Here is a 24949-nt window from a genome sequence, read left to right on the forward strand (position 1 = left end):
AATAGCAAAAATGTCTTTTATTGAACTATTTTTGTTTTTGCAATACTCTGATAACTTTTAACTGTTGTGTTAAATTTATTTAGGAAAAATTTATTTTTGCTTGCTAAAAAACTTACAACTCTCTGAAGTTGGTCGCTATTGAGTTCAGCTATCGCATCCAGACAGACTTTTGAAAACTCATTATCATCCATAGAATTCATACTCTCAGAAAGAGCTTTGGTATATTTTTGAAATAATTTCTTATCCTGAGCCTCTCGTTTGTTTTGTTCAATAATATCATTTTTCAAAAATTTGAGTTTTGAAATTGTCAAGTCTTTTAGATATTTTTTTGAATAAGAATTTGTAAGTTCCAAGATATGATCTATGAGCTCTAATTTTTCAGGGGTTTCATCATAATAAGCTTTATAATTTTCTTCCATCAAGGAGGGCATAAAAATCTTGATGATATTGAGCTTGATTTCAGAAATTTTTTTTATTTTTTCCAAATGAGAAGGATCTTTTGAGTCTTGGTATGCACGTTTTAATTTTGCTATATCGTCTTGATTCTTCTCATAGTATTTTACCAAAGGTATTCTCTCTTCAACGGGCAAAATTTTGAATTTTTCTTCTAGTTTTTCTAACCACACTTGTTGGAGTTGGCGATATTTAACTTTCAAAATTTTTTCGAGTTTGCTTGGAGGGATCGTGTCTAACTGCATACATAGAATTTCTAAAAAATCTTCATAAGAATAACGATCGATATATTCATCAATCAAATCATAAATTTTTGAAAAATTTTTTCCAATCTTAAGAAGTTTCGACTTGAGTTGATTTTCCAAATCATAGTTTTTAATGTGTCCTACAGAAAAGCTATTATTTTGATGCAATGAAGTTTGAAATTCGTAAATCACCTTGAGGCTATGTTCCTTATAGAGATTAAAAAGTTTTTCATTATCCATAGCATTAAGTTCGATAATATTATAGCCGTGATTTTTTAAATAAAGCTTTATCATTTCAAAATCATAAGGTACATCCATTATAACACTTCTTTTAAAGCTTGATAAATTTTAAGAATATCAAGATGTTCATCTACGTCATGCACACGCAAGATGTTCGCACCATTTTGGAGTGCAATCAAATGGAGTGCAAGCGTTCCAGCAAGCCTATCTTGAACCTCTCTTTGAGTTAAAATACCAATTGTATTTTTTCTACTAGCTCCAACTAAAATCGGATATCCAAAATGAGAGAAATGTTTTAAATGCTTGATAAGAGATAGATTTTGATCTTGATTTTTGGCAAAACCAAATCCGATATCCAAAATAATATCTTCAATGCCAAAAGATTTAAGCCATTTGATTTTTTGTTCAAAAAAAGTTTCAAGCTCTTCAAATAAGTCGGAATAATCTGTGAGTTGCTGCATAGTTTTAGGCGTTCCTTTTGAATGCATCAGAACTGCTATTGCATGATATTGTGCCGTAATCTTTGCCATATCAGGATGATGATACCCGCTAATATCATTGATAATCTTAAATCCATTGGCAAGCGCAAAATCAGCTGTTTGAGGGTTATAAGTATCAATACTAAAAGTTGCTTTTTTGAAAAGATTTTGAGCATAAATTTCTTTAACTACCGCTTCAAGCCTTCTTTTTTCTTCTGCAAAATCAATCAAATCACTTCCAGGTTTTGAACTTGCTGCTCCAACATCAATAATTTCCACTCCTTTTTCAATGAGGTTATAAATTCTCTCAATTGCACTTTTTGGCGTATGCCTACTGCCCATAAAAAAACTATCGGGAGTGATGTTGAGGATCGCCATTATTTTAGGAAAATCCCAAGATAAATGTTCATTTTTTAAATGTATAGAAATTGTATTTGCCAACTCTTTCAAACCAAAAGGTTGCATTTTACACTTTAAGATGATTTTTTCCAATTGCGTTCTAGTGGCGATGAGTATGCCATCATAATAAGGTTTTTTTGCTAATATACATTCTCTTGGGGTAGCAAAATCCCCACCGGCACTTAATGCTTCTTGTTTGAGTATCATTGCCCCGCTCAAAGATAAATGTTTCACTTCAAAAAGAATTATTTCCCCTTTTTTATCCATAATCTTTTGACCCTGCAAATCACTCCCGATGTTTTTTATTGCTTGTTTTAAGGAGTCAGGATGGATTCTTTTTAAAAACATTTCTTATTGCCTTGTATTCAACTGTATAAAATTTTTGACGTTTTTATCTTTTGTAAAACCATCAATAAAAGGGGTAAAAAGATATAGATATCTTTCTGGTAATTCTGATTAGCATTTAAGGCTTCATCAAAACTTTTAAGCTCTTCTTCATTAAGAAAAATCCGATTTTTTCTAATCAAAAATAAAAGTGATTGAATCTTTTCTTTCGTGATTTCTTTTGAAATATCAGATTCTTTTTCTAAGGTTTTTAAAAAATCATAAACACTTTTTAAAGATAAATTTCTTAAATCAAGTTCAAAAGGCCTCAAGTTGGTTCTTTTTCTCTTATCTTCCAAAGGAAGCCTAGATCTTATGGTTGGCAAAAAAGATGTTTTATTTTTTGCAATCAAAATAAATCGTGTGTTGTTTGGAGGCTCTTCAAGAATTTTTAAAAGTGCATTTTGAGCAAAATGATTATAGGAATTTGCTGCCATAATGATTGTCTTGACTTCTGTTGATGTAATATATGCTTGTGTAATAACCTGATGAGAATCTTCTATTTTAAACTCATCTCGTTCAAAAACACGCAAAAATTCTTCTCTGATATGCATACTTTGATATTCAATTTCCTTATTTAGGTCGTTGCTAAGTATAATGAGTCCGCTGTATTTTTCCATTATTCTAAAATTATTTTCCCAAATAAAGCTCCAAATAATGCCTCTTCAAATATACGAAAAAGTTGAATTAACTTATAATCAATCATTGCATCAAGAGAACTCAGCATTATCCCATCTTGAACTGATTCATCAAAAATCCATAAAAATCCATTTTCCTTACTCAAGGCTAGATTTGCCAATGGAATACTCGTTTTCCCAATATACCAAAAAATGTAATCTTTATAAGAAATACTCAACATATCATTCACTAAAGAAGTTTCTTTTAATGCAGATTTTTTGGGAAAAGCACCGCTAAAATCAAAAATAGGCATCATAGGTCTTGATTGACCTCCAAACCGATTGATAGAAGAAACAATGTATCTACCAAACCATTCTCTTTCTTCATCTGTACAAACTAAAATTACCCCACCATTTAAGATATGGCTGATCGTTCGTGAAACCAAAGAAATCCATTGGTAACGATCCATTTCAAGCCACCCGCTCATCAAGGCTACTTTATCGCCCTCTTCGCGGATTACCTTAAGCATCCAATCTGATATTTCAATACCATTTTTCATCTATCTAACTCATATACGGAATGAAGAGTTCTAACAGCAAGTTCAGCATATTTTAAGTCAATAATCATCGAAACTTTGATTTCACTTGTGCTGATCATCATAATATTGATATTTTCTTTTGCCAAAGCCTTAAAAGCTGCGCTGGCAACTCCTGAATGAGATTTCATCCCTACCCCTACTATTGAAACTTTGGCGATATTACAATCATAATCAATTGATTCTACGCTATCCAAAAATCTTTCCAAGACTTGTTTGGCTCCATCAACTTCTGTTTGAGGAATTGTAAAGTCAATATCTGTTCTGCCATCTCTCCCTATAGTTTGCACAATCATATCGACATTGATATTGGCATCTGCAAGGACTCCAAATATTTCTGCAGCAATTCCTGGTCGATCGCGCACATCAGCAATACTAACTCTAGCTTGATTTTTATCCAAAGCAATCCCACTAACAATGGGTTTTTCCATAATATTTTCCTCCGTCGTAATTAATGTACCTTCATCTTGACTAAAAGAATTGCGTGTTACAAGTGGAACATTCCACTTTTTTGCTAGCTCCACAGAGCGATTCAATAAAACTTTTGCTCCCATAGAAGCCAACTCAAGCATTTCATCATAACTGATTTTATGAATTTTTTTAGCATTCTTATCGATCCTAGGATCGGTTGTATAGACTCCATCTACATCTGTATAAATTTCACACAAATCAGCCTTTAATGCTCCTGCGATTGCAACAGCAGATAAATCACTCCCCCCTCTTCCCAAAGTCGTCACTTCGCCATTCTGCCCTACCCCCTGAAACCCTGAAACGACAACAATATAATCTTGAGCCAACAGCTGAGTAATCTTATTCGTGTCAATGTATTCTATTCTAGCCTTAGTATGGATATTGTCAGTTACTATGCCTGCCCCCCTGCCACTTAAAGAAAAAGCTTTTTGTCCCATTGCTTCAAGCGCAATAGCCAAAAGCGCACTTGTCACTCTTTCACCACTGCTTAAGACCATATCTACTTCCCGTTCATTAGGAAATTTAGAAAAATGTTTCGTATAACCGATGAGTTTATCTGTTTGACCACTCATCGCAGAGACCACCACCACCACTGAATGACCAGTTTTTTTTGCCTGTATGACACGATTGGCAACATTCTGAATTTTTTCACAATCCCCCATACTTGTTCCGCCATATTTTTGCACGATTAGCATTATAAGTACCCCTCTCTCTTAAAATAATCAATCACTTGTTTATAGACTTGCCTTTTAAAATGTGTTACTTTTTCAAATAATGTCTCATAAATTACAAATTCATATTTGTTAAATTCAGGAACTGCAGTTTTAATATTAATGAGTGTATTATTTTTCAATCTTACAAGAAAATACTTTTGTTTTTGTCCATCAAACGGATAAAATTTTTTACTTACACTGGGGGGAAAATCATACTTAATCCAATCGGGATATTCAGCAATAATTTCTACATCATTTGTTCCTATTTCCTCCATAAGCTCACGATAAAGGGCAACTAAAGGAGTTTCTCCCTCATCAATTCCTCCTTGTGGAAACTGCCAAGCACCTTTAATATCAGTTCGTTGTGCGATAAAGAATTCACACTTATTGGGATAACTTGATGATAAAATCACCGCAGCTACATTTGGTCTGTAGCTTTTGTTATTTTCCATAACATGCTCCGATTTAAAATATTTTTTTGAATTATAATGAATAAATGCTTTAAGGTTTGTTTGTTAAGGAATAAAAATTGAGAAGTTTTTGGGGAAATCCCCCAAAATTATTTTTTAAGAGTTGGGATATATTTAGCTAAAGCATCGATATCTTCATCAGATAAAGGCTTAATTTGTCCCCACATTGTAGCTCCTAAACCATATTGGTTAAGTGTCCCAGCTTTATAGCCCATCAAATCCGCTTTGATTTTTTTACTATCAAGAGTGTTGACAATTTTGCTTTTTCCTAAGGCTGATTTTTCCATATTTGCTCCATGACAAGCTTGGCACTTTGTTTTGATAATCGTAGCAGGATCTGCATTTACTCCAGTTATTCCAAGCGTTGCTAAAGCAATCATTAGTAATGTCTTTTTCATCTGTCTTCCTTTTGCATTAAAATGAAGCTATAATAATATTGTTAATATCGTTAATACTTTCTTAACAAAATCCCAAAAAAAATAGAAATGATGATTCTTTATATCCATATACCTTTTTGTAAGAGCAAATGTGGCTATTGTGCTTTTAATTCTTATGAAAATCAAGATAATCTCAAAGAGCCTTATATGAATGCGCTCTATAGCGATTTAGAACACTCTTTAAGTCAAAATTCTCAAATTATTGATTCCATATTCTTTGGAGGTGGCACTCCTAATAGTATTTCCTCTAAAGATTATGGGAAAATTTTTGAAATCATTTACAATCATTCCAATCTTAATCAAAACTGCGAAATTACTGCTGAAGTCAATCCAGATTTAGTCACTACGCAATGGTGTGCAGATATGAAAAGTTTTGGACTTAACCGAATCAGCGTGGGTGTGCAAAGCTTTTTTAAAAATAAACTTCTTTTTTTGCAACGCGAACATAATCAAAAAGAAATTGTTCATTCCATAGACACGATCCATAAAAATGGTTTTGAAAACATCAGCATTGATCTCATCTATGACACGCCCCAAGATACTAAAAAACATATTTACAAAGAAATAGAAAATGCTTCTAAACTTCCTATTAATCATCTTTCTGCTTACAGTTTGAGTATTGAAAAAGAATCTAAATTAGGAAAAATTTATGATAAAAATCCGCAAAATCACTCATTTTTTCAAGAAATCAGAGATGCTTTAAAACAATACGGCTTTATACAATATGAAGTCTCAAACTATGCAAAAAATTATAAAGTCAAACATAATTTGGCCTATTGGAATGCCCAAGAGTACATTGGTTGTGGTGCTGGAGCAGTTGGGAGAATAAAAAATCATCGTATTTATTCGCATTCAAATATTGATCATTACATCAAAGCACCTTTAGAGAAAAGACTAGAATTTTTAAATGAAAAAGATTTGAGATTTGAAAGTATTTTTTTAGGTTTGCGATGCGAGATTGGAGCGGAAATAAATTTATTAGATAAAAAAAAGATAGATATTCTCATCAAAGAAAATAAATGCTATCTCAAAGGAAATAAACTCGTGGCTAACGATTATTTCCTAGCTGATGAGATCGCACTATGGTTGATTTGAAATCATTTCATTTGGGCTGCGACTTCTTGGGCAAAATCCTCAACCTTTTTTTCAATCCCTTCACCGAGTTCAAATCTGATATAATCTAAAACACGAATATTATCTTTAAGTTCTTTCGATTTTTGCTCCAAAACCTGTTCAATGGTCTTTTTATCATCCATTACAAAAAATTGTCCCAAAAGTGTTAATCTTTGATCAATCAAAGTATTATCTGCAATGAATCTTTCCATTTGTCCGGGGATAATTTTATCCCAAATTGTTTCAGGTTTGCCTTGTTTTTTCAATTCTTCCCTAAGAAGATTTTCTTGTTGTTTTAAAACTGCATCACTCAGTTCAACCCTACTGATATATTCAGGAATGATTTTCAAAGGCTTACCAAGTCTTTTAAGTTCTTCATTTTCTTTTTGTAATTCAGCAATCAAGGCCATTTTTTCTTTTCGAATAAAATCAGAATCAAAAGATTTAAAATCCAATACTTGAGGTTTCATTGCTGCAGCGTGCATACAAATATTTCTAAGAAGCTCACTACAAGATTTAGCATTCTGAGGGTTATCACAAACAATCGAGATCAATACCCCTACCCTTCCGTTAGAATGGACATAGCCATTAACAATACCATTACTTGGAGGAACGATACTAGCAATTCTTCTAACAACAATATTTTCACCAATCTTGGCAATTTGTGTCTTCAGATACTCTTCATAAAGCATTCCATCTATTGTGCTTTGATATAGATTTTCCACACTTGAGATTGTATGGCTTTCAATAAGATCTGTAGTCTTTTTAACGAGTTCTTTAAAACCATCATTCTTGGCGACAAAATCAGTTTCACTATTAATTTCAAGCATAACTGCTTTATCAAAATTAGGAGAAATTTTTAAAGAAATAATACCCTCGCTAGCAATTCTATCTGCTTTTTTTGCAGCCTTGCTCAAACCTTTTTCTCTAAGATATTCGACAGCCTTATCAATATCTCCATTTGTTTCTACTAATGCCTTTTTGCAATCCATCATTCCTGCATCCGTCATTTCTCGGAGCTGTTTTACAAGTTGTGCACTGATTTCTGCCATTTATTCCCCTTTTGCCATTTCTTTTTCAAGTTCAGCATTCACTTCATCCATCAGCTCTTTTTTCTCTTCATCAGTAGCCACCTCTCTCTCTTCATCCATTATGGCTGCTTCACCATCTTTGCCAGAAATTTCTCTTCCTTCAATAATGGCTTCACTAATTTCTTTGCAAAACAATTGAATCGATCGGATTGCATCATCATTACCTGGAATCGGATAATCTACAACATCAGGATCGCAATTTGTATCCAAAGGCGCTACGACAGGAATTCCCAATCTTCTAGCTTCAGCAACTGCAATTTTTTCCTTGACAACATCTATGACAAAAATCATATCTGGAGCTTTTTTCATATGCCTAACTCCACCTAAATACTTGTCAAGTTTTTCTTTTTTTCTCAAAATCATTAATTTTTCTTTTTTGGTTAATAAGTCAATTTGACCGCTTACTTCCATTTCTTCAATGATTTCAAGCTTTCTGACAGACTTTTTAATCGTACTGAAATTTGTAAGCATTCCACCCAACCAACGATAATTGACATAAGGAACCTGAATTTTTTGAGCATATTCTTTGAGTGTTTCATTTGCTTGTTTTTTTGTGCCAACAAACATAATGGTTTTACCCTCTGCAGCTGCGTCTCTAACAATATTGTAGGTATAACGAAAATACCTTAGGGTCTTTTGTAAATCAATAATATGAATATTTTTTCTGACTCCAAAAATAAAACGCTTCATTTTTGGATTCCATCTTCTTGTCTGATGCCCGAAATGCACACCGCATTCCAATAAATCTTTCATGGTTACCATGATATTCTCCTTAATTGTATTTAATCAGTTTTGCCTCCACGCTCTTTAACGACAATGTCGCAACCTTTGAAGAACTAGCGTGTGTGAGCTTCATTTCATTAAAATTGAAAATGAGGCAATATTATATCTTAATTTTTCTAATTCTTGCCTTATTTATGGCATTTTAAACCGAAAATATTATTTCATATAACAACAATTCAATGATTGTAAATTTAGTGAAATTCTTATTTTAAATAAATTTTATATGTATCTTTTGGAATGCATTCAGCAATAATCTTGCCTTCAATTCCCTGCGAATGGAGTAAAGAAAGCAAATTTGGAGCTTCCTTTTGGTTTAGTGCAATCAAGAGTCCGCCTGATGTTTGGGCATCATAACAGACGATATCGTTTAAGCCAGTCGTATTTTTAACTGCAAATTCTAATGATTTCTTATTTTGATAACTACCTCCAGATACAATCCCCAGATCTGCAAATTCCAAAACTCTTTGAAAAAATGGGATTTGATTGAAATAAACACAAATGGAAATCCTATCATTAATCATCTCACTCAAATGACCAATGAGACCATAACCTGTAACATCTGTGCAAGCACTGATAGCAAATTCCTTAGCGCACAAAGATGCCTTAAAGTTGAGTTGGCTCATTGACATTACTACATCAAGATCTTTTTTAAATTCGAATTGATCATTTTTGAATGCTGTAGATAAAATACCACTCCCTATGGGCTTGGTTAGAATGATTACATCACCAAGTTTAGCAGTATTATTCTGCCAAAAAATTCCATCTTTGATGATTCCAGTTACGCTTAATCCATATTTTTGCTCGCTATCATTGATGCTATGCCCTCCAACAAGAGCACAACCTGCTTCAATAAGTTTGGAAAGCGAACCTTGAAGAATTTCATTGGTATCTGCGACATCTAAATGTTCCCTATCCCACATTAAAATACTCAATGCCGTATAAGCTTTTGCTCCTTTTGCAAATACATCACTCAGTGCATTCGCTGCAGCTATTTGCCCGTAAATATAAGGATCATCAACAATTGGCGTGATAAAATCCACGCTTTGAACCAATAAAGTGTTTTTATCAAGACGAAAAATACCGCAATCATCATTGTTTTTAAAATCTATAAGCAACCCTTCGTAATCAGGCTGATTGAGATTTGCCGTAATTTGTTTCAGGTCTTCCAGACCTACTTTGGCAGCTCAACCAGCACAACGAACAAATTTTGTCAATTTTTTATTCATCTCAAACCTTAAATCTTATAGTGAAATCACACCTTCATTACCCAATAAATTTTCCATCACATCTACAGCATTGCTTATTTTACCCACTAAAACTTTATCCTTGAGTCCAAAATATTCCAAACAAGTTTGACAAGAAAGAATTTCTACACCTAAATTTTCAAGCATTTTTAAATTTTCTACAATATCTTTGTTCGATACTTGATCATTTTGTGTGCTCAACAACACACCGCGATTTAAAAATACAATTTTTTCAGGCAAAATCTCTTTAGGAACTTTCAACATCGCTCCTATAAATCCTGCACTCACAACTTTTCCTAAATCACCTTCGCCTATTTTATCGGACTTAAAAAGCAAGGTTTTATTCTTCATTTTTTTCCTTTTCATTTAAAAGATGTAATAAATTTAAAAAAGTCTCATATAAAAGATTCAAATCCTTTATATTTACTCTTTCATCAATAGAATGAATTCTGTCATTAAGAGTGCCAAATTCAACAACTTCAACCCCAAAAGCACTCAAAAGGCGCGCATCACTTGTTCCTCCGCTTGTACTAAAAGTTGGCTCACAAAAACAAGTTTTTGAAACTGCTTTTTGAACAGAGCGTGCCAAAAAAGAAGAGGAAGAAGTCAAAAAAGGATGGGAACTTTGGGTTAATTCCAAATCATATTCTAGACCATCTAAAACCTCACAGATATAATTTCTCACATCTTCTAATTTTGTTTTTGTCGAATTCCTGACATTGAACATTAATTTTAAGTTTGCAGGCGTTACATTCACAACCTCCATTCCACCACGAATGTCAGTGATCACAAGCTTACTGGGTGCAAAATCTTGATCTCCTTGATCCAAATTTACTCCCGCGAGCTTACCAAGCCTTGCGCCCAATAACTCGATAGGATTACGACACTTTTCAGGATAGGCCACATGTCCTTGAATCCCTTTAATATTCAATACACCATTGATAGATCCGCGTCTACCTATTTTAATCGTATCTCCCATTTTTTTCTCACAAGTAGGTTCAGCAACAAGTGCCATATCAGGCAACAGACCTCTTTGTTTCAAATCTTGCAAAACAATTTGAGTCCCATAAGTACCCTTACCCTCTTCATCGCTTGTAAGCAGAATCGAAAGAATAAGAGGTTTTTGTAGAATTTTTGAATCCAAAAAATCTCTCAAAGCACACAAAAAAGCGCTTACTCCACCTTTCATATCCTGCGTTCCTCTGCCATAAAGATAATCACCCTTAAGTTCGGGAATAAACGGGTCACTTTGCCAACCATTTCCCGGAGGTACCACATCAATATGACCGGCAAAACAAAAATGCAAAGGTTTTTTTTCACTTTCTCCCAAATGCTTAAATAAAAATAAATTTTTTACTCCACCTTCATTGATGGCAAACGATTTAAAATCAGGCACTAAGGATTGGATAAATTCGTATATCCCGCATTCTTGAGGTGTGATTGTGGGATAAGCAACAAGCTTACTCAAGACTTCTGTAGGATTCATTACATTTGTTCTCATCTAGCTTTTCTCAAATGGATATACAAATGCAATACATCAATGCTTGCAGGCGTAATTCCACTAATTTCAGAGGCGTTAAATAGGGTTTTAGGACGAAATTTATTGAGTTTTTCAATCACTTCCAAACTCAATCCTGGAATGCCATCAAAAACAAAATCTTGCGGGATTTGGACTTGAAGCATTTGATGCATTTTGGCAATATTTTCGCGTTGTTTTTGAATATAGCTGTAATACTTGCATTGAATGCGAATTTGTTCTAACGCCCTATTGCTAAGATTTTTAAAATCAGAATGAAATTTTCTTAATTTTTCATTATCAAAACTATCCCTTCCTACTATCAAAACCCCCATACATTTGTCATTGATAGGGGGTTCTCCAAGCTGTTCAAGCAAGGTTAAGTTTTGTTTTGAAGGGGTAAAAGTGGTATTTTCCAAATATTTCATCGCATTGATAATATCTTGTTTATCTTTAGCAAGACAAAGATAAGCATTTTCATCAATAGTGCCAAGTTGATGTGCATAATCACCAAGCCTGAAAATAGCGTTATCTTCTCGTAACAAAAGTCGATACTCCGCCCTTGAAGTAAAAACTCTATAAGGCTCTTTAGTCCCCTTGCTTACTAAATCATCTATCATTACCCCAATATAAGCCTCATCTCTGCGCAAAACAAATTCGCTAAGCCCACCAAAATCAAACCTTTTATCTTCTTTTTGCAAGCTCAAAACCGCATTGATCCCTGCCATAATTCCCTGTGCTGCTGCTTCTTCATAACCCGTAGTACCATTGATCTGACCTGCCAAATAAAGATTTTGAATCTTTTTGGTCTCAAGCGTATGAAAAAGCTCGGTGGGATGGATATAATCGTATTCAATCGCATAACCATAACGTGTAATTTTGGCGTTTTCAAGACCGGCAATGGAAGCAATGACTTTTTCTTGTACATCAAAAGGCAAGGAAGTGCTTAAACCATTTACATAATATTCTACCGCTTCAGAAGTTTGGGGTTCTAAAAAAAGTTGGTGGCGTTCTTTATCTGCAAAACGATTGATTTTATCTTCAATACTAGGGCAATATCTAGGACCCACACCCTCTATTTGACCTGTAAATAAAGGGGCTCGATAAAAATTATCTCGAATCAATTTATGTGTGGCTTCGTTCGTATAAGTTACATAACAAGGAAGTTGCAAAGGATCGAAAGAAGAAGAATCGGTTTTATAGCTAAAGCAAGGAGCTGGAAAATCCCCGTTATGAATTTCAAGCCTTTCAAAATCAATACTTCTTCCATCAATTCTGGGGCAAGTTCCCGTTTTAAGCCTACCCATTTCAAATCCAAGCATCTCTAAATTTTTTGAAAGCCCTATAGAAGCGCTTTCTCCAAATCGTCCATTTTGGCTTTGACTTTCACCAATATGTACCAATCCTCTCAAAAAAGTTCCTGTTGTAACAATAATTTTTTTAGCAAAATAAGTTTTACCTACACTTGTTTTTAAGCCGATTGCTTGAGAATTTTGTACAATCAGTTCTTCAACGATTTCTTGAGAGACACTTAAATTCGGGGTATTTAAAACAAGATTTTTTGCAAATACTCGATATTTATCCATATCAATTTGCGCTCTTGTGCCTCTGACAGCAGGACCTTTAGAAGCATTTAGAATTCGATATTGAATGCCACAATGATCGGTAATTATCCCCATCACGCCCCCCAAAGCATCTACTTCTTTTGTTAAATGTCCCTTACCTAGCCCTCCTATGGCGGGATTGCAACTTGCTAATCCGATGTTTTCTATCAAAATTGTTAAAAGATGGGTCTTTGCACCCATTTTGGCACTGATGACTCCGGCTTCTATACCGGCGTGTCCCCCGCCAATTACAATCACATCATATTCCATCTGTAGCCTTGAAAACTTTTGGCTTGATTATAACGAAGCTTTAATAAGTTTTACATTATAATTCCACGCATACACCAATCGCAAGAATGAGGAAAAAATGAGTTTTAAAGAAAATTTTTCAAACAATAAGCAACGCTATATCACAGGAATTATCCTTATTTTATGTCTGGCTTTGATTTTATATATAGACAATACCATTTTGGTTTGGGCAATACTTGGAATTACTTATATTCTTGGATTTAATGAAGCCATCAAACTGTTTGGATGCAAAAGACATCCGATGATGTATCTGCTTGCTGTGGTAGTTTGGATACTTGCAGGTTTGAATGGCAGACCGATTGAATCTGCTATTTTTATCGCAATGATAATGGCAGGATTTTTAGCCTATAAAAAATCTTTCAATCCCAAACAAATTCTTCCCTTTATCTATCCAAGCATTCCATTTCTAACAATTTTTGCTGTTTATAAGGATTTTGGAGTCAATGCAATTATTTGGCTCATTGTTGTAGTTGCACTAACTGATATCGGTGCATATTTTGGAGGAAAAGCTTTTGGAAAAACACCTTTTTCCCAAACTTCTCCAAACAAAACCTTAGAAGGAGCAATTATTGGTTTAGCAATTGCTGTAGCCATTGGGAGTTTTATCGGTATGGGTGGACTAAGTGGGAATTTCATCATTTCTCTTTTGATCAGTTTTGCCATTTCTCTCAGCGCAATCTTTGGAGATCTTTATGAAAGTTATCTCAAAAGAAATGCAGATCTGAAAGATAGTGGTAATATTCTTCCTGGACACGGAGGAATGCTTGATAGAATGGATGCCATATTATTTGGTGCGGTTACAATACATTTTTTGTTATATTTTTTAAAAATATGGAAAGAAACTTCCATTATTCTTTTGTAGAAGAATTTCAATGATACTTTTAGGAAGTACAGGAACAATCGGCGTGAATGCGCTTAAGGTTGCTCAAAAATTTGAAATTGCTATTGAGGGTATAAGCGCAGGTCGTAATATTGATTTATTTAATGATCAAATAAAGCTTTATTCACCAAAAAAAGTTGCTATTATGGATTCACAAGATCTTCCTAAGCTAAACTCTAGAGGGGCAAAAGTTTACGTCGGAGAAGAAGGGATTTCTCAAATGATAGAAGAATCCGAATCTTCTTTGGTACTCAATGCATTAGTTGGATTTGCGGGATTAAAACCCACTTTCTGTAGCCTTAAATATGGGAAAAAACTTGCTTTAGCAAATAAAGAATCTCTAGTAAGTGCAGGCTGGCTCATTGATACAAGCAAAATCGTTCCCATCGATAGCGAACATTTTGGGTTATGGTATCTTCAAAATAACAAACCTTTTAAAAAACTTGTCATTACTGCAAGTGGTGGAGCATTCCGAGATACACCCTATCAAGACATTCCTTCTAAAAATGCTCAAGAAGCCCTCAATCATCCTAATTGGAAGATGGGAAAAAAAATTACAATCGACTCAGCAAGTATGGTCAATAAGCTTTTTGAAGTCCTTGAAGCCAAATGGCTTTTTAAGACTGATGCAATTGAAGGTTATATTGAAAGAACCTCAAATATTCACGCCTTGATTGAGTTTGTCGATGGCAGTACCACGGCTCATTTTGCCATTCCAGATATGAAACTTCCTATAGCTTATGCTCTTGATTTGCACAAAGCTTCAACAATAAACATTATTCCAAATATTGAGCTTGAAAAATTACAGAATATAAAGTTTGAACCCATTGATACAAAAAAATTCCCTTTATGGAATCTTAAAGACACGTTGGTCAAAAATCCTCGTTTAGGTGTGATATTGAATGCTAGCAATGAGGTTGCGGTTAAAAAATTTTTAGAGTCCAAAATTCCGTTTGGAGGTATTCGGATTCTTATTGAAAAAAGTCTTAAAAAATTTGATTCCGATCTCCTCTATTTAAAAACGCAAGAAGATATTTTAATGCTTGATAAAGAAGTGAGAATATTCGCAAATTCAATTTTATAAGATTTATTTTTTCTTCTTTGATTTAGTTTTCACTTCCGTTTTGAACCAATTTTTAATCCTGTCAAAACATTCTTCAAAAAGATTTTTATGCGGCTCACTCTCATAACCAAAGCTGTTATGAAGCTTTAATAAAAGATTTTTTTGTTCATCGTTAAGTTGTTTAGGATAAACAATTCTAATGACAGCAATCAAATTACCATAGCTTCTTCCATTAACCTCTTTAATTCCCTCTTTGTTAAATACAAATCTAGAACCATCTTGAGAATTTGGTGGTATTTGGAGTTCAAGCTCTCCTCGCAACGATGGAATTTTAATTTTCGCTCCCAAAGGAATAGATGTGAAAAACACAGGAACTTCTATATAAACATCATTCCCATCTCGAACAAAATAATCATCGTGTTCTACAAATGTCACGATATAAAGATCACCCCTTGAACCATTTTTCTGGCGATTTCCTCTCCCTACTACTCGCATTCTGTTTTCATCATCCATTCCTTCAGGTATGGCGACCTCAAAACTTTCTTCTACAAAATTAAAACCTTCACCTTTGCACTTAGGACATTTTTCCTTGATAATTCGACCTTCTCCAGAACATTTTGAGCAAGTTTGAGCAAAAGTCATAAATCCTTGCCTCATAAATACCTGCCCTTTACCCCCGCACTCTGTACATACTTCAAGATTTCCGTCTTTAGCACCACTACCATTACAATCTTCACAATAGGACTTGTATTTGGTTTTGATTGTTTTTTTGCAGCCAAAAACGGCTTCTTTAAAACTTAAATCTAATTTATAGAGATAATCAGGATTAAATTTAGCTCTAGGTTCTCTCCTAGATGATTGAGAAAAACCAAATCCACTCCCAAAAGCAGACTCAAAAATAGAGCCTAAATCCCCAAAAATATCGCTGAAATCTTTCCCACTAAATCCACTAAATCCATTATTTTCAAGCCCTTGTTTGCCATATCTATCATAGATTTGACGTTTTGAATCATCACTTAAAACCTCATATGCCTCATTGATTCTTTTAAACATTTCTTCAGCGCTCTCATCATCAGGATTTCTATCGGGATGATACTTTAGAGCCATTTTTCTATAGGCTTTCTTAATGGTTTCTTTATCGCTAGTTTTACTGATTTCTAAAATTTCATAATAATCAAAATGTTCCAAACTCCAATATCTCCCATATCAAAAATTTTTAAGACAAAATTTTATCTTAAAAAAGTTTTATCCATTGTTAAAATTCCTTCAGTTATGATTGCATTTATGAAAACATATAAAAATACTTTGCATTACTTTTTTTCTCTTACTGAAGCTCTTGAGCAACTTCCTGGCATTGGCAAAAAATCTGCTCAAAAAATGGCTTATAGCTTAAGCGTCGAAGACAAATATATGGCACTCAAAATTGCACATTCAATAGAAAATGCAATTGACAATGTAAGAAAATGCAAGATATGTGGAGGATTGAGTGAAAGCGAGATTTGTGAGATTTGTCTGGATGAAAATCGTCAAAATAGCCAACTTTGTGTAGTTTTGCATCCAAAAGATATTTTTACGATTGAAGAAATCGGAGATTTTGAAGGCAAATATAAAGTGATTGATGAACTTGAAAAAATTGATTTTGTTTTTTTTAGAAAATATATCCAAGAAAATAAGATTAAAGAAATTATCTTTGCTTTTTCACCAACTCTTGCAAATGATGCCATTATGCTCTTTATTGAAGACAAACTTCAGGATTTGGATTTAGTTTTTAGCAAAATTGCACAAGGAGTCCCTACAGGAATTGGTCTTGAAAATATTGATCAACTTTCACTCTTAAGAGCATTTACTTCAAGAGTAAAGCTTTAAACTTAGGTTTATCTAAGGTTGAAATTTGTAGAATACGATCGTTAAAGAATTGTTTGAAATGCGCAAACAATTCTTTGAAAACAAACAAACAAGGAAAGATACAATGAAAAAGCTTCTTATCATAGCTTTATTTGGTGCCGCAAGCTTGGCCATAGCTGCTGAAGCTCCTGCAGCTTTTAAAAAATGTGTTGCTTGTCACGGCGCAAACGGACAAAAAGTTGCTCCCGGAGCTAAAGGAGGGATAACTATTGCAGGTCTTCCAAAAAATAAACTTTTGGCAGATCTTAAAGGTTATAAAGCCGGAACAGCAGATAATGGAGGTGCAAAAGCAATTATGTATGCACAAATGAAGAATGTCTCTGATTCAGATATTGAAGCTCTTGCTGATTATATCTCTAAACTTCCTCCTAAAAAATAATCAATCGGGGATTTCCCCGACCTGACAATGTCTGAAATACTTATTGATTCAAAATCATTCAAAAATAATCTTGATATCATTGCATCTCATATAAAAGATAAAAATAAACTCGCCCTTGTTCTTAAAGATAATGCCTATGGACACGGTATTGAGCAAATTGCCTCACTTGCTTGCGAGTATGGTATCAAGAGTGTTTTTGTCAAGAATGAGTTTGAAGCACTTAAAATTGCTCATTTTTTTGATCATATCACAGTGTTTTATGGAAATATATCCCCAAAGGTTCCCAAAAATATTCATTTATCCATTAATTCATTAAATACATTAGAACATTTGGAAGAAAAACGATCTATTGAACTTGAAATCAATACCGGAATGAATAGAAACGGTATCCCAAGACAAAATCTCTCTTTTTTTATCGAAAAAATTTTAAGCAAAAAACTCAATCTTTTTGGAGTTTTTATGCACAATGGCTATGGAGATGAAAAAAATAATGATTTTGAGGAAGCTCAAAAAAGTTTTTTGCAAGTAAAAGAAGAGATTGTCTATCTGTCCAAAAAACTTGGTTTTGCTCTTCCAAGATTCCATTCTTTAGCCTCTTGTGGAACTCTTAGAAGTGGAAAAATCGAGGATGATTTAGTCCGCATAGGCATTGCAGCTTACGGTTATCTTGGCAATAATTTTCCCATACCGATTGCTGAATCTTTAAAACCCATTGCTTCACTTTGGGCAGATAAAATATGTGAGCAAAGACTTCCAAAAGGTTCTAAAATCGGCTATGGAGGAAAAAGCGTTTTAAAAAAAGATACTATTGTTAGTACTTATGATATAGGCTATGGTGATGGTTTTTTTCGACACGATGGCAGTAAAGGCGAGCTTACAACAGCTGAAGGGTATCTTATATTACCCATTACTTCTATGGATTGCTTTTCTTGCATTTCCCAAGAAGAAAGAGTTTGTGTGTTTAATGATGTTTCTTCTATTGCCAAAATGTTTCATACCATCCCTTATGAAGTCCTTACGAGCCTATCCCCTTTCATTAAGCGAACACTTATTTAATGGATAAGCTCTACGCACTCAATCACTCTCCCATAGACTTTCATTTTTCACAAAACCCCAGAGACTTTATGGTTCGGGAAATTCCTTTATATCCTTTTAGTGAAAATGGGGAGCATTTGATTTTAAATATTCGCAAAAAAGGTTTAAATACTCTTGAAATGATAAAAATCTTATCAGGCATAATCGGGTGCAAAACCGGCGATATTGGCTATGCAGGTTTAAAAGATAAATCAGCAACAACTTCCCAATATATTTCTATCCATAAAAATTTCGCCCAATCTTTGGAAAATAAACTTTCTTTGCTTGAAGAAAAAAATATCAAGATACTCTCATCTTGCCTCCATTCCAACAAACTAAAAATAGGTCATCTTAAGGGGAATAATTTTTTTATTCGTCTCAAAAAAATTACCCCTTCAGTTTTTGTAAAAATTGAATCTGTTTTGCAGACAATCTTAAAAAATGGCTTGCCCAATTATTTTGGATATCAAAGATTTGGAAAAGATGGTAATAATCATATAGAAGGAAAAAAAATTGCTCATCAAGAATTTAAGTTAAGAAATAAAAAAATAAATAATTTTCTTATTTCTAGCTATCAAAGTTATTTATTTAATCAATGGCTGGAATCAAGGATCAAAATCAGTAAAATTTTTGAAAGCTTTGAACCTTCAGAAATCAAACACGCACTTTCAGAGCAGCAAATTTCTTTATCTTTGGAAACTATTAAAGCCATTCGTTCCCAACCACATTTTTTCAAATTATTCGAAGGGGATTTGATGCATCACTACCCTTATGGAAAGCTTTTTACCTCAGATATTCAAAATGATTCTGAGCGTTTCTTTAGCAAAGATATTGTTCCAACAGGACTTTTAGCAGGAGTGAAAACGCCCCGATCAACTTCCTTTTCAAGAAAATTTGAAGAAACTTTTGATGATCAAAAACTCAAGGCTGATGGTTCAAGACGTTTTGCTTGGGTATGGATTGAAGACCTAAAATATCGTTATATTCAAGAACAAGCTTGGGTAGAGCTTGAATTTTCGCTTCCAAAAGGAAGTTATGCAACAACTTTAATCGAAGAACTTGCACATAAAAACATTAGAATTGATTAAAATTTCTTTGCGATAATAAACATTCAATCAAACAAGGAATGATCGATGGATTTTAAATCAATAATTTCTCAAAATCGTGCTAAAACAAATGCGGTTCTGATTACTTATATAATGATTTTTATTCTGATTGGACTGCTTGTGGATATTATCAGGATCAATGCACCATCTTTAAGCACGGGTATGGTAGAGCTTATCACATTTCAAATTTTTCCTACAATCACTATATGTATGCTATTTGCAGCTTTAGTAATCATTTATATTTCCATTCAAAATTTTACGGGAATTATGCTGAATGGAAATGAATACAAATTAATTGATCCTACAAAAGTTTTAAGTAAGACTGAAAGACAAATTTATGAAATTCTTGAAGAACTCATCAAAGAATCTAAAACTGCATTTATCCCAAAACTCTATGTAATGGATGCTCCTTATATGAATGCATTTGCAAGCGGTTGGAATGGAAAAAATTCTTTGATAGCCCTCACGACAGCTTTGATAAGAAATCTTGAAAGAGATGAACTCAAAGCTGTTATGGCTCACGAACTCAGTCACATCAGGCACGGAGATATTCGATTGACGATGTGCGTAGGGATATTAAGTAATGTTATGCTTTTGGTTGCTAATTCTGCAGTTTGGATGTTTATGGGTAATAATCGTGAAAAAGGGGCTAATGCAGCAAAAACAATTTTATTAATCTTGCAATTCGTTCTTCCTATTTTTACACTATTTTTACAAATGTATCTAAGTAGGAGTAGAGAATATATGGCAGATAGTGGGGCGGCTTATATTATGGAAGATTCTAGACCAATGATTAGAGCTTTGCAAAAAATCAGTGGGGATTACAGCACGAACGATTATTCAGAAATTGACACTAACCCGACTCGAAAAGCAGCTTATATTTTTGACACTTCAGAAGTTTTTAGTACGCATCCAAGCATACAAAATAGAATCAAATCTCTTTTAGGAAGATAATATGGATCATAAAGATTATTTTAACTATTTTTTAAAAAAAATTGGTGAGAACCCAAATCGTGAAGGACTCAAAGATACCCCTTCTAGAGTCGAAACACTATGGGATTTCTTATATAGCGGTTACACTCAAAATGCCAAAGAAGCTCTTGGAAGTGTATTTGAACAAGGAGCTTGCGATGAAATGGTGATGATTAAGAATGTCGAATTTTATTCAATGTGCGAACATCATATACTTCCTTTTTTTGGACACATCAGCATTGGATACATTCCAGATAAAAAAGTCGCAGGCATTAGCGGCTTAGTGAAACTTATAGAAATTTATTCAAGAAGACTGCAAATCCAAGAAAAACTCACTACCCAAATCGCAGAAACCATAATGGAAGTGTTAGTTCCAAAAGGAGTTATGGTCGTTTGTGAAGCACAGCATTTATGTATGAGTATGCGAGGAGTTCAAAAACAAAATGCACGAATCAATACAAGTGCAATCAGAGGTCTTTTTAAATCAGACTCCCGAACTCGTGCAGAATTTATGCAACTTTTAAAATCTTAAAATTATTTATAAGATTTAATAGCCTTATCTAAAATAGCGCAAGCTTCTTCTTTTCCCTCAAAGCCTTTTACTTTTACCCATTTTCCAGGCTCTAACATTTTGTAGGTTTCAAAAAAATTTTTAATTTTATCCAAAGTTATTTTTGGTAAATCTTGTAAAGTTTTAATGCCATCATAGCGAGGATCTATTTTGCTTAATGGAACAGCTAAAAGTTTTTCATCTAACCCACTTTCATCTTCCATAACCAACACACCAATCAAGCGGCATTTAATCACACTTCCAGCTTGAAGAGGGTATTCATTCAGAACTAAAATATCTGCAGGATCTCCATCTTCACTCAAAGTATTTGGAATAAAACCATAATTAGCCGGATAAAACATAGCACTATACATAATTCTATCTACTACAACAGCACCACTTTCTTTGTCAATTTCGTATTTAATGTTTGATCCATAGGGAATCTCTATGACTGCATTGACCTTGTCAGGATTTTCTCCAACGGGTATTTTTGAAATATTCATTTTTACTCCTTAAATTTTGATTCGATGAAAACTTCCATCTCTTTTACAATTTCTTCGATACTTCTTTCGCCGTTAATTCGCTTTAAAATCCCCATTTTTGAATAAAAATCTTGAATTTCTTTAAGAGGGGTCTGATAAACTTTCATTCTATTGTTAAAAACTTCAGTATTGTCATCAGCGCCTCTAGCTCTGCCAAGAACTCTCTCTCTAGCTACTATTTCACTCACATCCACCTCAATTACGCTTAGCAATTGCACATCATTTTGAAGTTTTAAAACCTTATCTAGAGATTCCATTTGCTCAACACTTCTAGGATAGCCATCAATGATAATAACATCTTTAGGAGCATTTTTAATGGCCGTTACAATTGTTTCTACCACAATGTCCAATGGAACTAAATTGCCCTTGCTGGTAAAGTTTTCTATCAATCTCCCTCTCTCGCTCCCACTAGCAACTTCTGCCCTCAATAAATCTCCGGTAGAGTAATGCACGATTCTATCGTTGTGATGTTGAGCAATCAATTGAGCGTCGGTAGTTTTTCCACTTCCGGGAGCCCCGATTATTAAAAATAATTTTTTCATTTCATCTCCTTTTTAAATGATTCTTGGCTATGAGGCTGATTTCTTAAGCGAATATGCAATTCTCTCAATTGCTCTTCATCTGCGCTGCTAGGAGCATCTGTTAGCAAACAAGTTGCTTTTTGAGTTTTGGGAAATGCTATAACATCTCGAATGCTGTTTGATTTTGTAAGCAACATAACCAAACGATCAAATCCTATAGCAAATCCTCCATGAGGTGGAGCTCCATAACTTAAAGCTTCAAGCAAAAACCCAAACTTCTCTTTTGCTTCATTTGTTCCAATCCCTAAAATTTTAAAGATTTCTTCCTGAATATTTTCTTTATGAATTCTAATGCTTCCTCCGCCAAGTTCCACTCCATTTAGAACTACATCATAGGCAACAGATTCAATATCTTCAATCTCATCTTTATTTAAATCTTTAGGCATTGTGAAAGGATGGTGCAAAGCCGAAACCTTTCCATCTGCCTTTTCAAACATAGGAAAATCAACCACCCATAAAAATTTCATCATATTGTCGGGAATAATTTTCATATCTTGGGCAATCTTAACTCGAAGTCTGCCCATATAATCCCAAACAACTTTTTTCTCCCCTGCTCCAAAGAAAACAATATCTCCAATCTTAGCCCCAATTCTTTGCAATAATGCTTTCAGGTTATTTTCAGAAATAAACTTTACTAAAGGCCCCTTAGGTCCATCTTCCTTGCACTGAATATAAGCCAACCCTTTAGCGCCGAATTTTCTGACAAATTCTTCAATTTCTCCCAAAGTTTTACGAGTAAAAAATTCATCACCCCCCTCTACTTTCAGTGCTTTAAAACGATTTTTTTTGTTATCTTTGGCAATCGCGCTAAAAATTTCATTATTTGAATCAACAAACAAATCCCCTACTTCCACAAAAGGCATATCAAAACGTAAATCAGGCTTATCTGAACCATATTTTTCCATTGCATCAATATATTTAATTCTCATAAAAGGCACAGATATATCCACAGATGCAGTTGCAAAAATATCTTTAAGCAATCTTTCAGCCGTTTCCATTACATCTTCTTGAGTGCAAAAACTCATTTCCACATCAATTTGAGTAAATTCAGGCTGTCTATCAGCTCGCAAATCTTCATCTCTAAAACATCTAGCTATTTGAAAATATCTATCAAACCCACCTATCATTAATATTTGTTTAAAAAGTTGAGGACTTTGAGGCAACGCAAAAAATTCTCCATCATGCACCCTACTTGGAACTAAATAGTCTCTTGCTCCTTCTGGGGTTGTTTTAGACAAAATTGGAGTTTCAACCTCTATAAAACCCATTTTTGCAAGAGAATTTCTAGCAGCAATAGCAATGTCACTACGCATTTTAAAAATATCGAAAGATTTTTTTGAACGCAAATCCAAATACCGATATTTTAATCTTAAATCTTCATTAACGTTTTCATCTCCAATCATTATGGGAGGAGTCAAACTTTTGTTTTCAATGGTAATTGCATCAAGTACAACTTCAATCTTACCTGTTTTTAATTTGGGATTTTCCAAACCCTCGCCTCTTGATCTGACCTTGCCTTTTATGATTAAAACATATTCATCCCGCACACTTGAAGCTATAGAATAAGCAGGAGAAGTCGGGTCGCAAACTAATTGAATCAGTCCGCTTTTATCCCTTAGATCAATAAAAATAACTCCTCCGTGATCTCTATAAGTATTGCACCATCCGCACAAAACTACATTTTCTCCTATGTTTTTTTCATCTAAATCCGCACATAAATGAGTTCGCATTGTCACCTTTCTTTACAAAATAATTCTTAATTCCATCACGCCAAAAATTTCTTTAATAACTCCTCAATCTCTGCTGCATTCGATTTTGTAATAAATCCGTCAGCATGCAAAGTTTGCGCCATCTGTTTATTAGAATCACTACTCATAGAGGAATTGACAATGACTGGTATATGTTTAGTCTCAGGGCTTTCTTTTATGCGTTTCAAAACTTCAAACCCCGATATCATAGGCATTTCCAAATCCGTAATAACAGCGCCAATATGCTCAATAACTCCACTTGAAAACAAATAATCCAAAAGAACTTTTCCATTTGGAAAAGTAAAATATTTCAATTCAAGCTTCTCAATAATTTTTTGCAATGATCTTGCGGCAAACTGAGAATCTTCAGCAAGAAGAATAATTTTGTTACTATTGATTGCTTCAATAGGCTGCAATTCCAATCCGGAAAAATTATCAAGCATTGGAAATGCATCCGCAACCATTTTTTCAACATCTAAGATCTGAATCACAGAACCATCATCATACTTTGTTGTGGCTGTCACTTTACTGTTGCCATCAAATCCATATTCGCTACCCACGCTCACTTCTGACCAATTTTTTTGAATAATCCTTTTAACTCCAAGTATCTTTAAACCTACCGTATAATTTGAGAAATTACAAATCACAACCAAACTTTTTTCAGCTTGAATCGAATAAGGCTTTAAATCTCTTTCAGGATCATCAGGGCTATAATAAAGCCATCTTCTCATATCAATCAAAGGAATAGATTCACCTCTGACAGTTAAAAAACCAAGCATAATTCCATTATTTTCTCCAGCTGTCTCGGTAAATTCGCCATCATAATAAATAATTTCCCTAATTTTAAAAACATTCATTGCATACAACTGAGAATTCGATTCTTCATCAAGAGTAAAACATAAAAACTGCACCTCATTATTCAGATGCAACGAAGTGGTTTTATCAATATCACTTATCAAAACAACTCCTTATTAATCGCATTATT

26 protein-coding genes and 1 pseudogene are annotated in these 24949 nt (G+C 33.9%); 9 read left to right on the top strand and 18 right to left on the bottom strand.

All coding sequences use genetic code 11. The annotated features are described in order from the left end of the window. Window positions 1-17 precede the first annotated feature (17 nt). From BKH41_RS00760 to BKH41_RS00790, 7 genes are all read right to left on the bottom strand, one after another. Window positions 18-1016, bottom strand: coding sequence for a hypothetical protein (locus BKH41_RS00760; RefSeq protein ID WP_095296513.1), 999 nt, complete (start codon window positions 1014-1016; stop codon window positions 18-20). Beyond that, window positions 1016-2164 carry a dihydropteroate synthase gene (gene folP, locus BKH41_RS00765; protein WP_095296514.1) on the bottom strand — a complete coding sequence of 383 codons (1149 nt, stop codon included), beginning with the start codon at window positions 2162-2164 and terminating at the stop codon, window positions 1016-1018. The genes BKH41_RS00760 and folP overlap by 1 nt, the downstream gene beginning before the upstream one ends. A gap of 17 nt (window positions 2165-2181) precedes the next feature. After that, the gene (locus BKH41_RS00770; RefSeq protein WP_095296515.1) at window positions 2182-2820 is read right to left on the bottom strand and encodes a DNA polymerase III subunit delta'; all 639 of its coding nucleotides are present in this window, start codon (window positions 2818-2820) and stop codon (window positions 2182-2184) included. Then, window positions 2820-3377, bottom strand: coding sequence for a HobA family DNA replication regulator (locus BKH41_RS00775; RefSeq protein WP_095296516.1), 558 nt, complete (start codon window positions 3375-3377; stop codon window positions 2820-2822). The genes BKH41_RS00770 and BKH41_RS00775 overlap by 1 nt, the downstream gene beginning before the upstream one ends. Next, window positions 3374-4579, bottom strand: a complete 1206-nt coding sequence (locus BKH41_RS00780; RefSeq protein ID WP_095296517.1) for an aspartate kinase — start codon at window positions 4577-4579, stop codon at window positions 3374-3376. Before BKH41_RS00780 ends, BKH41_RS00775 begins: the two co-directional genes overlap by 4 nt. Continuing rightward, on the bottom strand, window positions 4579-5049 hold the full coding sequence (locus tag BKH41_RS00785; protein WP_095296518.1) for an RNA pyrophosphohydrolase: 471 nt from the start codon (window positions 5047-5049) through the stop codon (window positions 4579-4581). Before BKH41_RS00785 ends, BKH41_RS00780 begins: the two co-directional genes overlap by 1 nt. Before the next feature lie 107 nt (window positions 5050-5156). Next, on the bottom strand, window positions 5157-5465 hold the full coding sequence (locus BKH41_RS00790) for a c-type cytochrome (protein ID WP_095296519.1): 309 nt from the start codon (window positions 5463-5465) through the stop codon (window positions 5157-5159). Window positions 5466-5555: 90 nt separating this feature from the next. Here BKH41_RS00790 and hemW point away from each other — a divergent pair, with 90 nt between their 5' ends. Next, window positions 5556-6599: a radical SAM family heme chaperone HemW gene (hemW, locus tag BKH41_RS00795; RefSeq protein WP_095296520.1), complete on the top strand. Its 1044-nt coding sequence runs from the start codon at window positions 5556-5558 to the stop codon at window positions 6597-6599. A gap of 2 nt (window positions 6600-6601) precedes the next feature. On the opposite strand, the gene tsf is transcribed toward hemW, so the two are convergent. The 6 genes and pseudogenes from tsf to mnmG all read right to left on the bottom strand — a co-directional run bounded on the left by tsf (window position 6602) and on the right by mnmG (window position 13125). Continuing rightward, complete coding sequence (tsf, locus tag BKH41_RS00800) at window positions 6602-7669, bottom strand: translation elongation factor Ts (RefSeq protein WP_095296521.1); 1068 nt, start codon at window positions 7667-7669, stop codon at window positions 6602-6604. Further along, complete coding sequence (gene rpsB / locus BKH41_RS00805; RefSeq protein WP_095296522.1) at window positions 7670-8470, bottom strand: 30S ribosomal protein S2; 801 nt, start codon at window positions 8468-8470, stop codon at window positions 7670-7672. It abuts the gene before it with no gap. A gap of 224 nt (window positions 8471-8694) precedes the next feature. Further along, window positions 8695-9663: pseudogene (gene selD, locus BKH41_RS00810) on the bottom strand (selenide, water dikinase SelD); the annotation flags it as partial. A 69-nt stretch (window positions 9664-9732) separates the two neighbouring features. Further along, the gene (locus BKH41_RS00815) at window positions 9733-10086 is read right to left on the bottom strand and encodes a DsrE family protein (protein WP_095296524.1); all 354 of its coding nucleotides are present in this window, start codon (window positions 10084-10086) and stop codon (window positions 9733-9735) included. Further along, window positions 10076-11221: a succinyl-diaminopimelate desuccinylase gene (gene dapE, locus BKH41_RS00820; RefSeq protein WP_095296662.1), complete on the bottom strand. Its 1146-nt coding sequence runs from the start codon at window positions 11219-11221 to the stop codon at window positions 10076-10078. The genes BKH41_RS00815 and dapE overlap by 11 nt, the downstream gene beginning before the upstream one ends. 11 nt (window positions 11222-11232) lie before the next feature. Beyond that, the gene (gene mnmG / locus BKH41_RS00825) at window positions 11233-13125 is read right to left on the bottom strand and encodes a tRNA uridine-5-carboxymethylaminomethyl(34) synthesis enzyme MnmG (protein WP_095296525.1); all 1893 of its coding nucleotides are present in this window, start codon (window positions 13123-13125) and stop codon (window positions 11233-11235) included. 97 nt (window positions 13126-13222) lie between these two features. Between mnmG and BKH41_RS00830 the strand changes: the two genes are divergently transcribed. Together BKH41_RS00830 and dxr are read left to right on the top strand one after the other, a co-directional pair. Further along, window positions 13223-14026: a phosphatidate cytidylyltransferase gene (locus BKH41_RS00830; protein ID WP_095296526.1), complete on the top strand. Its 804-nt coding sequence runs from the start codon at window positions 13223-13225 to the stop codon at window positions 14024-14026. A 10-nt stretch (window positions 14027-14036) separates the two neighbouring features. Next, window positions 14037-15128: a 1-deoxy-D-xylulose-5-phosphate reductoisomerase gene (dxr, locus tag BKH41_RS00835; RefSeq protein WP_095296527.1), complete on the top strand. Its 1092-nt coding sequence runs from the start codon at window positions 14037-14039 to the stop codon at window positions 15126-15128. 3 nt (window positions 15129-15131) lie between these two features. Here the strand turns inward: dxr and dnaJ are convergent, their stop codons facing one another. After that, the gene (gene dnaJ / locus BKH41_RS00840; RefSeq protein ID WP_095296528.1) at window positions 15132-16295 is read right to left on the bottom strand and encodes a molecular chaperone DnaJ; all 1164 of its coding nucleotides are present in this window, start codon (window positions 16293-16295) and stop codon (window positions 15132-15134) included. A gap of 96 nt (window positions 16296-16391) precedes the next feature. Between dnaJ and recR the strand changes: the two genes are divergently transcribed. From recR to folE, 6 genes are all read left to right on the top strand, one after another. Beyond that, on the top strand, window positions 16392-16973 hold the full coding sequence (recR, locus tag BKH41_RS00845) for a recombination mediator RecR (protein WP_095296663.1): 582 nt from the start codon (window positions 16392-16394) through the stop codon (window positions 16971-16973). Window positions 16974-17076: 103 nt separating this feature from the next. Further along, window positions 17077-17391 carry a c-type cytochrome gene (locus BKH41_RS00850; protein WP_095296529.1) on the top strand — a complete coding sequence of 105 codons (315 nt, stop codon included), beginning with the start codon at window positions 17077-17079 and terminating at the stop codon, window positions 17389-17391. Window positions 17392-17418: 27 nt separating this feature from the next. Beyond that, window positions 17419-18447 (top strand): alanine racemase, encoded by a 1029-nt coding sequence (locus tag BKH41_RS00855; protein WP_095296530.1) that lies wholly within the window; start codon window positions 17419-17421, stop codon window positions 18445-18447. Beyond that, window positions 18447-19553 carry a tRNA pseudouridine(13) synthase TruD gene (gene truD, locus BKH41_RS00860; RefSeq protein WP_095296531.1) on the top strand — a complete coding sequence of 369 codons (1107 nt, stop codon included), beginning with the start codon at window positions 18447-18449 and terminating at the stop codon, window positions 19551-19553. The genes BKH41_RS00855 and truD overlap by 1 nt, the downstream gene beginning before the upstream one ends. A gap of 45 nt (window positions 19554-19598) precedes the next feature. Continuing rightward, window positions 19599-20525, top strand: a complete 927-nt coding sequence (gene htpX / locus BKH41_RS00865; RefSeq protein ID WP_095296532.1) for a zinc metalloprotease HtpX — start codon at window positions 19599-19601, stop codon at window positions 20523-20525. Window position 20526: 1 nt separating this feature from the next. After that, the gene (folE, locus tag BKH41_RS00870; protein ID WP_095296533.1) at window positions 20527-21075 is read left to right on the top strand and encodes a GTP cyclohydrolase I FolE; all 549 of its coding nucleotides are present in this window, start codon (window positions 20527-20529) and stop codon (window positions 21073-21075) included. 2 nt (window positions 21076-21077) lie between these two features. On the opposite strand, the gene ppa is transcribed toward folE, so the two are convergent. The 4 genes from ppa to BKH41_RS00890 are packed head-to-tail and all read right to left on the bottom strand — an operon-like array spanning window position 21078 to window position 24923. Next, on the bottom strand, window positions 21078-21596 hold the full coding sequence (gene ppa, locus BKH41_RS00875; protein WP_095296534.1) for an inorganic diphosphatase: 519 nt from the start codon (window positions 21594-21596) through the stop codon (window positions 21078-21080). A gap of 2 nt (window positions 21597-21598) precedes the next feature. Then, a complete protein-coding gene (locus BKH41_RS00880) occupies window positions 21599-22177 on the bottom strand; it encodes an adenylate kinase (protein WP_095296535.1) in 579 nt (192 codons plus the stop codon). Beyond that, a complete protein-coding gene (gene aspS, locus BKH41_RS00885) occupies window positions 22174-23946 on the bottom strand; it encodes an aspartate--tRNA ligase (RefSeq protein ID WP_095296536.1) in 1773 nt (590 codons plus the stop codon). Before aspS ends, BKH41_RS00880 begins: the two co-directional genes overlap by 4 nt. A 35-nt stretch (window positions 23947-23981) precedes the next feature. Further along, the gene (locus BKH41_RS00890) at window positions 23982-24923 is read right to left on the bottom strand and encodes a chemotaxis protein CheW (protein ID WP_095296537.1); all 942 of its coding nucleotides are present in this window, start codon (window positions 24921-24923) and stop codon (window positions 23982-23984) included. Between the last annotated feature and the right edge of the window lie 26 nt (window positions 24924-24949).

Source organism: Helicobacter sp. 12S02232-10 (genome assembly GCF_002272895.1).
Taxonomy (GTDB): domain Bacteria; phylum Campylobacterota; class Campylobacteria; order Campylobacterales; family Helicobacteraceae; genus Helicobacter_J.

Excerpts from the sequence above, each read along its gene's own strand:
- BKH41_RS00880 (WP_095296535.1), bottom strand. The coding sequence starts at position 22,177 with ATGAAAAAATTATTTTTAATAATCGGGGCTCCCGGAAGTGGAAAAACT.
- rpsB (WP_095296522.1), bottom strand. The coding sequence starts at position 8,470 with ATGGTAACCATGAAAGATTTATTGGAATGCGGTGTGCATTTCGGGCAT.
- truD (WP_095296531.1), top strand. The coding sequence starts at position 18,447 with ATGGATAAGCTCTACGCACTCAATCACTCTCCCATAGACTTTCATTTT.
- tsf (WP_095296521.1), bottom strand. The coding sequence starts at position 7,669 with ATGGCAGAAATCAGTGCACAACTTGTAAAACAGCTCCGAGAAATGACG.
- dapE (WP_095296662.1), bottom strand. The coding sequence starts at position 11,221 with ATGAATCCTACAGAAGTCTTGAGTAAGCTTGTTGCTTATCCCACAATC.
- BKH41_RS00780 (WP_095296517.1), bottom strand. The coding sequence starts at position 4,579 with ATGCTAATCGTGCAAAAATATGGCGGAACAAGTATGGGGGATTGTGAA.
- BKH41_RS00785 (WP_095296518.1), bottom strand. The coding sequence starts at position 5,049 with ATGGAAAATAACAAAAGCTACAGACCAAATGTAGCTGCGGTGATTTTA.
- folE (WP_095296533.1), top strand. The coding sequence starts at position 20,527 with ATGGATCATAAAGATTATTTTAACTATTTTTTAAAAAAAATTGGTGAG.
- aspS (WP_095296536.1), bottom strand. The coding sequence starts at position 23,946 with ATGCGAACTCATTTATGTGCGGATTTAGATGAAAAAAACATAGGAGAA.
- BKH41_RS00760 (WP_095296513.1), bottom strand. The coding sequence starts at position 1,016 with ATGGATGTACCTTATGATTTTGAAATGATAAAGCTTTATTTAAAAAAT.
- mnmG (WP_095296525.1), bottom strand. The coding sequence starts at position 13,125 with ATGGAATATGATGTGATTGTAATTGGCGGGGGACACGCCGGTATAGAA.
- folP (WP_095296514.1), bottom strand. The coding sequence starts at position 2,164 with ATGTTTTTAAAAAGAATCCATCCTGACTCCTTAAAACAAGCAATAAAA.
- BKH41_RS00775 (WP_095296516.1), bottom strand. The coding sequence starts at position 3,377 with ATGAAAAATGGTATTGAAATATCAGATTGGATGCTTAAGGTAATCCGC.
- BKH41_RS00790 (WP_095296519.1), bottom strand. The coding sequence starts at position 5,465 with ATGAAAAAGACATTACTAATGATTGCTTTAGCAACGCTTGGAATAACT.
- hemW (WP_095296520.1), top strand. The coding sequence starts at position 5,556 with ATGATTCTTTATATCCATATACCTTTTTGTAAGAGCAAATGTGGCTAT.
- dxr (WP_095296527.1), top strand. The coding sequence starts at position 14,037 with ATGATACTTTTAGGAAGTACAGGAACAATCGGCGTGAATGCGCTTAAG.
- BKH41_RS00855 (WP_095296530.1), top strand. The coding sequence starts at position 17,419 with ATGTCTGAAATACTTATTGATTCAAAATCATTCAAAAATAATCTTGAT.
- BKH41_RS00770 (WP_095296515.1), bottom strand. The coding sequence starts at position 2,820 with ATGGAAAAATACAGCGGACTCATTATACTTAGCAACGACCTAAATAAG.
- BKH41_RS00815 (WP_095296524.1), bottom strand. The coding sequence starts at position 10,086 with ATGAAGAATAAAACCTTGCTTTTTAAGTCCGATAAAATAGGCGAAGGT.
- BKH41_RS00850 (WP_095296529.1), top strand. The coding sequence starts at position 17,077 with ATGAAAAAGCTTCTTATCATAGCTTTATTTGGTGCCGCAAGCTTGGCC.
- ppa (WP_095296534.1), bottom strand. The coding sequence starts at position 21,596 with ATGAATATTTCAAAAATACCCGTTGGAGAAAATCCTGACAAGGTCAAT.
- htpX (WP_095296532.1), top strand. The coding sequence starts at position 19,599 with ATGGATTTTAAATCAATAATTTCTCAAAATCGTGCTAAAACAAATGCG.
- BKH41_RS00830 (WP_095296526.1), top strand. The coding sequence starts at position 13,223 with ATGAGTTTTAAAGAAAATTTTTCAAACAATAAGCAACGCTATATCACA.
- recR (WP_095296663.1), top strand. The coding sequence starts at position 16,392 with ATGAAAACATATAAAAATACTTTGCATTACTTTTTTTCTCTTACTGAA.